General features: G+C 67.2%; 7 protein-coding genes. 1 reads left to right on the top strand and 6 read right to left on the bottom strand.

The window, feature by feature from the left end:
• Window positions 1-452, top strand: a 452-nt coding sequence (locus ACXJL8_RS21620; RefSeq protein WP_456685548.1) for a PhoU domain-containing protein, incomplete at its 5' end; no start/stop codon positions are given.
• Between the two features lie 63 nt (window positions 453-515).
• Here the strand turns inward: ACXJL8_RS21620 and ACXJL8_RS21615 are convergent.
• The 6 genes from ACXJL8_RS21615 to ACXJL8_RS21590 form a co-directional block, all read right to left on the bottom strand.
• Window positions 516-854 (bottom strand): lipid-A-disaccharide synthase N-terminal domain-containing protein, encoded by a 339-nt coding sequence (locus tag ACXJL8_RS21615; protein ID WP_456624136.1) that lies wholly within the window; start codon window positions 852-854, stop codon window positions 516-518.
• On the bottom strand, window positions 851-1585 hold the full coding sequence (locus tag ACXJL8_RS21610; protein WP_456624137.1) for a glycosyltransferase family 2 protein: 735 nt from the start codon (window positions 1583-1585) through the stop codon (window positions 851-853). Before ACXJL8_RS21610 ends, ACXJL8_RS21615 begins: the two co-directional genes overlap by 4 nt.
• Window positions 1586-1648: 63 nt before the next feature.
• Window positions 1649-2494, bottom strand: coding sequence for a phosphatase PAP2 family protein (locus tag ACXJL8_RS21605; RefSeq protein ID WP_456685547.1), 846 nt, complete (start codon window positions 2492-2494; stop codon window positions 1649-1651).
• A 1-nt stretch (window position 2495) separates the two neighbouring features.
• On the bottom strand, window positions 2496-4238 hold the full coding sequence (locus ACXJL8_RS21600) for an ArnT family glycosyltransferase (protein ID WP_456685546.1): 1743 nt from the start codon (window positions 4236-4238) through the stop codon (window positions 2496-2498).
• A 50-nt stretch (window positions 4239-4288) separates the two neighbouring features.
• Window positions 4289-6478, bottom strand: coding sequence for a penicillin-binding protein 1C (gene pbpC / locus ACXJL8_RS21595; protein ID WP_456624140.1), 2190 nt, complete (start codon window positions 6476-6478; stop codon window positions 4289-4291).
• A 5-nt stretch (window positions 6479-6483) separates the two neighbouring features.
• Window positions 6484-10793: alpha-2-macroglobulin family protein (locus ACXJL8_RS21590; RefSeq protein WP_456685545.1), on the bottom strand; the 4310-nt coding region annotated here is incomplete at its 5' end.

Below are 10793 nucleotides of genomic sequence, written 5' to 3'. Positions count from 1 at the left end.
ACCTCGAACATATCGGCGACATCATCGACAAGAGCCTCAGCGAGCTTGCGACCAAGAAGATCAAGCGCCGCTTCCAGTTCTCGCCCGAGGGCGCCGAGGAGCTCGCCGCCTTCCACAAGCGCACCATGGACTCGCTGCGCATCGCCTTCGGCGTGTTCATGTCGGGCGACGCCAACGAGGCGCGCAAGCTGCTGGTGGAGAAGACCGCGCTGCGCAACACCGAGCTTGCCGCCGTCGAGCGCCATCTCGACCGGCTGCGCGAGGGCCGCCCCGAGACCATCGAGACCACGTCGCTGCATCTGGACGTGCTGCGCGATTTGCGCCGCATCCATTCGCACATCTGCTCGGTCGCCTATCCCGTGCTGGACGCGGCCGGCGAGCCCTATCGCAGGCACGAGGCCGATCAAGCCGCCCTGCCCGCCTCACGCGCGGCGTCGGCGTTGCCGCGATAACCCGGCGCGAACGAGAACCGCACCTCCCGAAAGCACGAGGCCGGCGGTGCTGAACGCATCAGCTCAACGTTCCAGCGTCTGCGAGGCGCGGGTGCGGTTCTTCACGATCAGCATGATATTGCGGATATAGATGATCGTCGCCAGCGCCTGTCCGAGGATGATGACCGGCTCGCGCTTCACGACGCCGTAGACCAGCGTCATCAGGCCACCGCCCATCGAGCAGAACCAGAACGCCATCGGCACCACGCTGTTGCCGGCGCGCTCGCTTGCGATCCATTGCACCAGGAAGCGCGCGGTGAAGAACAGCTGCGCGATCAGGCCGAACGCCAGCCAGAAATCGAACTTGGCGACGAAGACGTCGTAGAGATAGTTGCTCAGCGCCTGACCGTATTGGATGATCATGCCTTCACCTCAGTCACATCTGGTGTCGGCTTCTTGCGGCGGATCAGCCACCACACGCCGGCGAGATCCATGATGCCGATCCACAGCCGGTCGAAGAAACCGTAATTGGACACGCCGGAGCGGCGCGGCCGGTCGATCACGTCGACATAGGCGATCTCGTAGCCCTCGCGGCGTACCAGCGCCGGCAGGAAACGATGCAGCCCGTCGAAATAGGGCATTGTCAGGAAGACCTCGCGCCGGAACGCCTTCAGCCCGCAGCCGGTGTCGCGCGTGCCGTCCTTCAGAATCGCGTTGCGAACGCCGTTGGCGACGCGCGACTGGAATTTCTTGAAGCCGGTGTCCTTGCGGCCGACACGCTGCCCTGCGGCAAGTCCGACGTTGCTGCCCTTCTCGACCGCCGCGATCAGGTTCGGCAGGAAGGCTGGATTGTTCTGGCCGTCGCCGTCGAGCGTCGCCACGATCGCACCGTGTGCTGCGCGTACGCCACTGCGCACCGCCGCTGACTGGCCGCCCGATCTGGCATGGCGGAGCTGACGCAGATTGTCCCGCCGCGTCATGATCGCCGCGAGCCGTTCGCCGGTCGCGTCGGTCGAGCCGTCGTTGACGTAGATGATCTCATAGGCCCAGCGGCCGTCGAGCGCCGCGCTGATCTCCTCGATCAGGGGCGCGATGTTGTCGGCTTCGTTGCGCACGGGAACGACGATGGAAACCGAAGGCTGGGACGACGACAAATCGAAAACTCGTGGTTGGATTGGCCTGCCGCGGGAACCGGCGGYCCTGGCAGGCAGCCGCTTTTATGGGGCGGATGCCCCGCGGGCAACCCTTTTGAGGCGGCTCGCGACCGGCCCCGGAAGGGCCACGATGGTGCCGTCGGCGYGGATGGCAAAGCCGAGCCTTCGGGCCGCAAACCAGTAGCGAACCGCCATTGCGCCGACGATGCCGACCAGGGCGCCGGCCACGACATCGCTCGGGTGGTGCGCGAGCAGCACCAGCCGCGTCAGCAGGATCACGATTGCGTAAGTGAACATGAACACGCGCAGGCGCGGCCATAGCGCCGAGACCGCGAAGGCCAGCGCAAATGCCGTCACCGCGTGACCCGACGGCAGGCTGGCATAAGCCCCCGTTCCCTCGAACGGTATGAAGTTGAACGGGTTGGCGCTGCCGCCGACGAACGGACGCCCGCGGCCGATGAGATATTTCAGGATCTCGGCGACCAGCACGGAGAAAGCAACGGACAGAAACACGAATTGCAGCCGCGTGCCGAGGCCAAGCAGGAGCGTTCGGCGGGTGCCGGGCAGTCCGGCCGCGACGAGAGCCAAGACCACGAGCGCTGTGGCCAGCACCGAGAGCACATACTCGTCCTTGCCGAAATCGGTGAGGATGCGGATCGGCCATAGGCCGGGCGTGCCGCGCACCGGCATCAGTAGGATCTCGGTCTGATCGAACGCGACCATCAGCGCAATGATCACGGCCGCACCGGCCGCGCTGAGCCACAGCGAGTGCCGCGCCAGTTTTCGCGCAGCCTCGGCGCGGCGCGAATGCGAGGGCGCGCGCACGAGCTGCGCCAGGGCGCGCCCCGATACGGCGAGCAATTGCGCGGGATAGCTCGCGCGCGGCGCGATGACGGATGGCGCCGGCATCCTACTCGGTGCCTTCCGAGCGGTAGATCGCGATCGAGATCGCGCGTCCTTGCGAGAAATTATAGCCGTCGATGCGCGTGCCGACCTTGTAGCGCAGCCCGGTCGCCTCGGCCCGCTGCACGAAGCTGCGCTCGGAACGCTGCTCGATCAGCGCGAAACGGCAGCTCCCCTGCCTGAGGAAATCGGCCGCGCCCGAGCCGTCGGTGAGCAATGTCTGTGTGCCCGTCAGGAAGACGAGGCTCGGTTCGTGATAACCGGCCGATGCCGCCTTCGGCCCGACGCAGGTGACGTTGCGGAGCGCCCGCGCGATCTCGATGCTCGGAAACAGCGGCGTCAAGGACGGCAGCACGATGCCGTAAACCGTCACGGCCAGCATCAGTGCGGCGACCAGCGCGTTGAGCAGCGAACGCTCGGCCCGATTGTTGTCGTAAAGCCACCAGGCGAACAGYCCGAAGATCAGCGAKGCCGCGATGAACGGCCAGGCCGCGAAGGCCGGCTGCCGCGTCAGCATGACGGCGCCGACCACCGCGATGATCGAGCCGGCCACGGGAATCGCGAACCACCAGGCCGAACCGCGCATCAGCCAGGACCGCGACAGCACGCGCCGTTCCAGCGCGCCGGCGGTGAGAATCGCGATCGCCGGATACAGCGGCAGCACGTAATGCGGCAGCTTGGTCAGCACCGCCTCGAACACGATCCACGACGGGACCAGCCAGGCCAGCAGGAATTGCGCGCCGGGCTCGCGCCGCGCGCGCCAAACCGCGGGCGCCGCCATCGCCGCGAGCGGCGCGCCCGGCCAGAACGTGATCCAGAACAGCGCGRGGTAAAGCCCGGGCGGTGCGCCATGGGATTCCTGTGCGCCGATCTTGCTCAGCATGTCGCCGCCGACCGAGTCGGCGAAGAAGGCGTCGCCCGCGCGCCAGAAGATAGCGATGAACCAGGGCAGCACCAGCACCAGCATCCACATCAGGCCCCAGACCGGGCGCAGCCGCCACAGCCAGGAGGCATCGCGATCCTGGATCGCCAGCGCGACCACGGTCAGACCTGCGAACATCAGGATCAGGGGGCCCTTGATCAGGATGCCCACGGCCAGCGCGGTCCAGAAGATCGCGGGCCAGCTCCAGGGCGGACGCGTCTCGTCCTCGGCGCGTTGCCAGGACAGGTAGGCCCGTGCCATCGCGCCCATTGCGGCGACCACGCAGAACAGCAGCATCGCGTCGGTCTTGGCGAGCCGCGCCTCGACGCCGAGCAGCACCGAGGCGCACATCATCAGCGCCGCCAGCACCGCGGCCCGGCGCGTGACGAAGCCGAGCGCGGCCCAATAGGTCATGAGCACGGCGCCGATCGCCCCGATCAGCGACGGCAGACGGTAGACCCAGATCCGCAATTCAGCCTTCGGCAGCTTGAGTGCCGTGGCGGCTTCGACCGCCGCCGATTGCAGCCAGTAGATGCCGACCGGCTTCTTGTAGCGGACATCCTCCTGGAAGCGGATGTCGACATAGTCGCCGTTCTCGACCATCTGCTTGGTCGCCTGCGCGAAGCGCGCCTCGTCGCGGTCGATCGGCGGAATCGTGAAGAAGCCTGGCAGGAACAGCAGCAGCGCGCACAGCACCAGGAAGGCGACCGCGCGGGCGTGGCTGGCCGTGACGACGTCGAACATCAGCACGAGCCGGCTGCCCGGATTTACGGGCGATTTCGGCTCGCGGGGTGCTCCAAAACGGGGGCTTGGGTAGGTCTCGACCATCGGTTCCGCATACGCTGAAACCGCCGTTCCCACAACCGCTTAGCATCAAGTCATTGAATTCGAATGACAACTGTGTCCGCGGCGCCAGTGGCGTCGATCACGGTGAGCCTTGCAAAGCCCGGCCCTGGCGGCTCGATCAGCCGCTGCCGCCGGCCGTCGATCTCGCCGAGCGCGGTTCCATTGACCAGGATGGTCATGGGCAAGACGCCGCCGGCGACCTTCACCGGCATGGCGGCGGCCTCCGGCCCGGCGGAGCGGTCGACGTCGATCCGGGATCCGTTCAGCGGGAACTGGATGTGCGGGGCCTGCTCGCCGCCTGCCCTGACCAGTTCGCCCACCGGGCGGAACCGCTTCAGGGGCAACGGCAACTTGGCGTTGCTGGCGGCCAGGGTTCCCTTGGGTGGCTTCGGCAGCGGTGCCGGCAGCTTGCCGGTCCGGGCGAAGGCGTCGAACAGGATGGGCGCGGCGGCCACGCGGCCAATCAGGCCGGGAACCGGCGCGCCGTCGGGACGGCCGACCCAGACGCCGATGGTCATGCGGCCATCGAACCCGACCGACCAGGCGTCGCGATAGCCGTAGGAGGTGCCGGTCTTGAAGGCGATGCGGTTGTGGGCGGCGTTTTCCGGCGGCGGCGTGCCCTGGAGCACGTTACCGACCTGCCAGGCCGCGACCTGATCCAGGAGCCGGAGCGACTCGCGGTCGTCCTTATCAGCCATGACCTCGCGCAGCGGCTTTGTGGTGCCGAGCCGGGCGAGACCCGTATAGAGCTGCGCGAGGTCCTGGAGCGTCACGCCGACGCCGCCGAGGCCCATGGCGAGCCCGGGCGCTTCGTCCTTGGGCAAGACGAGATTGCCGCCGGCCTGACGCAGCCGCGACGCCAAACGGCTCGCGCCGACGCGGTCGAGCAGCACGATGGCCGGAACGTTCAGCGACAATTGCAGCGCCTTCCTCACCGGCACCGTGCCCTGGAACGTCATGTCGAAATTTTCCGGCGCGTAGGAGCCGAAGCGGACCGGACGATCGTCGATCAGGCTCTCGGGGTGGACGAAGCCATCCTCGAAGGCGAGGCCGTAGATGAAAGGCTTCAGGGTCGACCCCGGCGAGCGGATGGCGCGGGTCATGTCGACCTGCCCTGCCCGCCGCTCGTCGAAATAATCGGCCGAGCCGACGCGGGCGAGCACATCGCCGCTGTCATTGTCGGCGACGATGATGCCGACCGAGATGTTCGGGCCCAGCGCAATGGCACGATCGCGCGCCAGTGGCTCCAGCACCTTCTGGAGATTGGCATCGAGCGTCAGCTTGATGACCGGCGTGTCCTTGATGGTCGAGAGCGCCGTGTCGGAGGCATGCGGCGCCAGGATCGGCATCGGCTTGCGCAGCTTCGGCACCGGCACGAGCTTGGCCTGCCTGGCGTCGTCGGCGCTGACCTGATGCTCCTCGACCATGCGGTCGAGCACGCGGTCGCGCGCGATGCGCGCAGCTTCGGGGAAGCGGTCGAGCCTGCGCGTCTCCGGCGATTGCGGCAGGGCAACCAGGAGCGCGGCCTCGGCCAGCGACAGCCGCTTCGGCTCCTTGCCGAGATAGGCGATGGAGGCGGCGCGGATGCCTTCGAGATTGCCGCCGTAAGGCGCGAGCGCGAGATAGAGGTCGAGGATCTCGCTCTTGCTCATGCTGCGCTCGATCTCGATCGCACGCACGATCTGCCGCAGCTTTGCGTAGATCGAGCGCTGCCGCCGCGGCTCCATCAGCCGCGCAAGCTGCATGGTGATGGTCGAGCCGCCCGACACGATGTGGCCGCGCGTCCCGAGCTGCAACGCGGCGCGCCCGAGCGCGAGCGGATCGATGCCGTCATGGGCGTAGAAGCGCTGGTCCTCATAGGCCAGCAGCAGCTTGAGATAGGTCGGATCGACATTGGTCCTGGCGTCGACCGGCAGCCGCCAGCGCCCGTCCGCCATGGCATAGGCGCGCAGCAGTTTTCCGTTGCGGTCGAGGATGGTGGTGGAGACGGCGCGAGCCTCGTCGAGCGGCAACGGGCCGAGGGAGTAGACCCAGCCGACGAAGCCTACGATAGCGAGGATGAAGGTGAAGGCGGCAGCTGAGAGGAGGCGCAGTGCCGCGCGCCCTGCTCCACGCCCGTCATTCCGGGGCGGCTCGAAGAGCCGAACCCGGAATCTCGAGATTCCGGGTCTGGTCCTTCGGACCATCCCGGAATGACGAGAGCTGTTATCGCCTTCGCTCATCTCACTCACTTCGCCGCCCGCACCTCGACATTGCCCGTGCCCGTGCGGCCGTAGCGCGAGGGGTTGTACATGTCCTCGACATAGGCCTGCGGCAATACGTATTTACCCGGCGAAACCGCGCGGACAACATAGGCGACGGTGAACACCGACTTGGAGTCCGAGGCCCGGTCGACCGCCGCGGTGAAGCGGTCATCGCGGAACTCGGTATCCTCCGGCTCCTCGCCGTCCTCGATCCAGTCCAGCGTGCCGCTGTCACCCGACGACACCAGCTTGGGATTGTCGATCTCGAGGCCCGCCGGCAGATAATCGGACACCATGATGTGGCCGTACTCGGGCTTCGCCTCGGTGATCTTCAGCACCACCGCGAAGCGCTGGTTCTGCTTGACCTTGCTGATGTCGGCGGGCTTGCCGTCGAGCGTGAAGTAATTGCGCTCGATCTTGAAGCCGTTGGATGCCGCCGGCTCCGGCGTCACCGGCGAGCCCGACACCGAGACCACCGCCTGCACCGGCGCGTCGCCGGTGTTGGTGATCTTCAGCGGCTTGCCCTCCAGCGTCACAGCCTTGTAGCTGCGGTAGAGCGCGGTCTTGACCGGCTGGCCGTCGACCTCCATCGACAGGTTCTCTTTCGCCAGCGCGCGCGCCGCCAGCACCAGCCACGCATTCTCCTGCGTGGAGGTGTAGGGCGTCAGCCCACGCGCGGTCTCGACCCGCGACACCGCCTGCGTCAGTGTCGCCTTCGGCGCGTTGCCTTCGCTCGCGAGCGAGACCAGCGCCGCGGCGTCGCGGAGCTGCGAGCCGTAATCGGTGCGGCCGAATTCCAGCACCGGCTTTGGCGCCAGCGAGTCGAGCGCCGCGCCATAGACGCGCTCCGCGCGGTTGCGATCGCCGACCAGCGCCAGCGCGGCCGCGAGCTGCGACTTCGCAATCGGGGTTGCGAGGTTGGAGAGCTTGGTATCGGCGAGATAGCGGAGGTCACCGATCGGTGCCGCGCCGTTGCGCGCGAGCACGTAGAGGCCGTAGGCGAGATCGCGCCCGCCGTCCTTCTCCGGCTCGTTGCCGTTGACGACGGCGTTGCGGATACGATCCAGCGCGTTCTTGAACAGCACGTCCGGCACCACAAAGCCCTTTTCACGGGCGCGGGTCAGGAAGTCCGTCACGTACGCATCGAGCCAGGCGTCGTCGCCGCCGGCCGACCACAGTCCGAACGAACCGTTGGAGCCCTGACGGGCCAAAAGCCGTTCGATCGCGTCGCGGATGCGCTGGTCGACCTCGGTGTCCATGGCCAGATGCGCGCCGGCCGCGAGCTCGTTGACATAGAGCAGCGGCATGGCGCGGCTGGTGATCTGCTCCGAGCAGCCATAGGGATAGCGGTCGAGCGCTTTCAGGATCGTCGCCGCATCGAGCGCGGTCGAAAGGCTCGCCGAAACCGAAACGCTTCCGGTGCCCGGCACGAGATCCGAGAACATGTCCGAGGTCAGCGTCAGGCTCTCGCCCTTGGCCAGCGTCCGGATCGAGCGCCGCGCCAGCACCTGCGTCGCCGCCTTGACGTCGAGCGCGTAGTGGCGCGCCAGCGCCAGGCCATTCGGTCCCTTGATGTCGACGTCGAGCGTCGCTTGCCCCGCCGCCGTCGCGTCGATGGCGAGCGCGAAGGAATTGCGCTGCTTGGCGGCGAGCTTCACCGTGGTGGCTGGATTGCCGGTCATCTTCACCGGGCCGCCCGTTTTCACGTTGATGACGTAGTCGCCGGCCTGGCCCTCGACATTGTCGATCTCCAGATTGACCGTGCCGTGATCGCCATTGAGCAGGAAGCGCGGCAAGGTCGTCGTCAGCACCACGGGATCGCGGATCACGACGTCGGTGTTGGCGCGGCCGAGCTTGGTCGCGGTCCATGCCACCGCCATCACGCGCGCGGTGCCGGCGAACTCCGGAATGTCGAAGCTCACCTCCGCGGTGCCGTCGGCGGCGACGGTGACGATACCCGAATAGAGCGCGAGCGGCTTCTGCGCCGGCGGCGAGCCCTGGAGCTCGGCGGCCCCGGCGTCACCGCCGGACTTGATCTGGCCGCGCGTGCCCGACATGCCGTCGATCAGCTGCCCGTAGAGGTCGCGGATCTCCGCGCTCAGGCGGCGCTGGCCGAGATAGTAATCGTCCGGCGCCGGCGGCTTGTAATTGGTGAGGTTGAGGATGCCGACATCGACCGCGGCGATGACGATTTTGGCGTCCTCGCCCGGATTGAGCCCGTCAAGCTTGACCGGGATCTTCAGCATCGCATTCGGCCGGATCAGCGAAGGCGGCGTCAGCTTGACCTGGAGCGTGCGGGTCTGCTTGTCGATACCGAACCATTTCAGCCCGATGGCCCGGCCCGGCATGCGCTGCGCGGCCGCATCGAGCGGACGGCGCAGCGTCGCCACCACATAGGCGCCGGTGCCCCAATCCTTGCCGACCGGAAGCTTGACCTGCGCAGTGCCTTCCTTGACGTCGATGGTCTGCGTCGTGAGCAGGCGATCGCCGAGCACGTTGACGGTGAGCTTTCCGGCAGTGCGGACGTTCACCGACACCGTCATGGTGTCGCCGGAAGCGTATTGCGGCTTGTCGATCGAGGTCTCCAGCAGGTCCGGCGTGTCAGCGCTGCCGTCGGAGTACCAGCCGACGTCGAACTGCACCGAGGTGACCGGGCCGTCGGCGTCATTCGATTTCACATCGAGCCGGTAGCGGCCGGGCCGCGGCGCCAGCGAGATGCGCGAGGGCTTGTCGGCGGCGATCGTGACGTCGCCATCAGAGACGCGCGAGGTCGACTTGACCGGCTCGTACTCCCAATAATTGTTCTGGCGGTACCATTGGTAGCGCGACTCCATCTTCAGGAGCTCGTAGCGCAGGCCGTCGCGGGGAAGCGTCTTGCCCTCGGGCGAGACGAACAAGACGTCGAACTCGGCCTTGTCGCCCTCGGCGACGTTCTTGTCGCCGAATAGCGGCTTGATGCCGATCATGGCGTTGGCCRGCGCGACCGGCAGCACCAGCTTGCGCTCGACGGCGCGGCCGCCGGTCTCGACCATGCGGACGAAGATCTGCGCTTCCTGCGGACGCGTCGAGGCGGGCTGCTTGTCGAGCGTCACCGGGAAGGTCGCGACACCATTGGCGTCTGCCTCGGGCAGGTTCTCCAGTGGCGTGCGCTCGTTCGAGGTGGTCTCTTCGTCGGCGACGCCGAACTGGTAGCCGGCAAAGCCCGGACGCTCAGTGGCGGGCGCGATCAGCATGTCGCCTTCGAGCTGGAGGCCGGAGGCCGGCGCGCCATAGAGGAAATGACCGTCCGCCTTGAGCTCCACAGGAGCGTTAGCTTTGATCAGCTTGTCCTTGGCGGACAAGTCGAATTCGATCCGATCAGGAACGTAATCCTCGACCATGAAGGTGGTCTCGCCGACCGAAGAGCCCTTCGGGTCGGTGAAGGCACGCACCCGCCAGGTCCCGGTCGGGACGGCGGAGTTGAGCGGCACAGCCAGCGTGCGCCCGCCGGCGCCCTGGTCGGGGAGCACGGCGCGACGGAATTCGACGCCATCCGGACGCTCGATCACCAGGCTCAACGGTCCACCGGTGACGGCATTGCCCTGCCCGTCGCGCAGCAGCGCGGTGAGATAGACGGTTTCGCTGGAACGGTAGACGCCGCGCTCGGCATAGACGAAGGCGTCGGCGCCGGCCGGCACCACGCGCCCCGCGACGCCGCGGTCGGACAGATCGAAGGCGCTCGTCTTCAGGCTGAGGAAGGCATAGTCGGCCTTCTCGCCGGTGACCGTGAGCATGGCCGGCGACAATCCGCCCTCGCCGCGCGCCAGTCCCGCCTCGAACAGCACGTGGCCGCTGTCGTCGGTCTTGCGCGTCGCCAGGATCTCGTTGTTGCGCGCGACCAGCCGCACCTCCGCCTTGCCGACCGGATCGGTCGAGGCCAGCGAGTTGACGAAGACGTGGATGCCGTCATTGCCGGAATAGGCCGACACGCCGAGATCGGAGACGATGAACCATTGGGTTGCGAGCTGATAGTCGTCGTCTGAGCCCGGCCCCTTGGCGGCGGCCGTCATCACGTAAACGCCGGCCTGGAGATCGCCGAGCGCCTGGTCGACCGGGAAAGCGGTGGTGACGTCCTGGTTCAGCGTCATCGCGGTCGCGAGCTCGCCGGACCAGACTTTTACGCCGCGCTCGTCGCCGAGGTCGGTGAGTTGATATTTGGACAACGTCTTCTGGAAATCGCTGTCGACCACCGTGTTGATCAGATTGCGGTCGCCGATCCGGAACACGTTGATGTTGACCGCCGGCGTGTTGACGC

The organism is Bradyrhizobium sp. P5_C11_2 (assembly GCF_054049755.1).
This window is presented reverse-complemented; position numbering and strand designations above follow the sequence as displayed.

Excerpts from the sequence above, each read along its gene's own strand:
- ACXJL8_RS21615 (WP_456624136.1), bottom strand. The coding sequence starts at position 854 with ATGATCATCCAATACGGTCAGGCGCTGAGCAACTATCTCTACGACGTC.
- pbpC (WP_456624140.1), bottom strand. The coding sequence starts at position 6,478 with ATGAGCGAAGGCGATAACAGCTCTCGTCATTCCGGGATGGTCCGAAGG.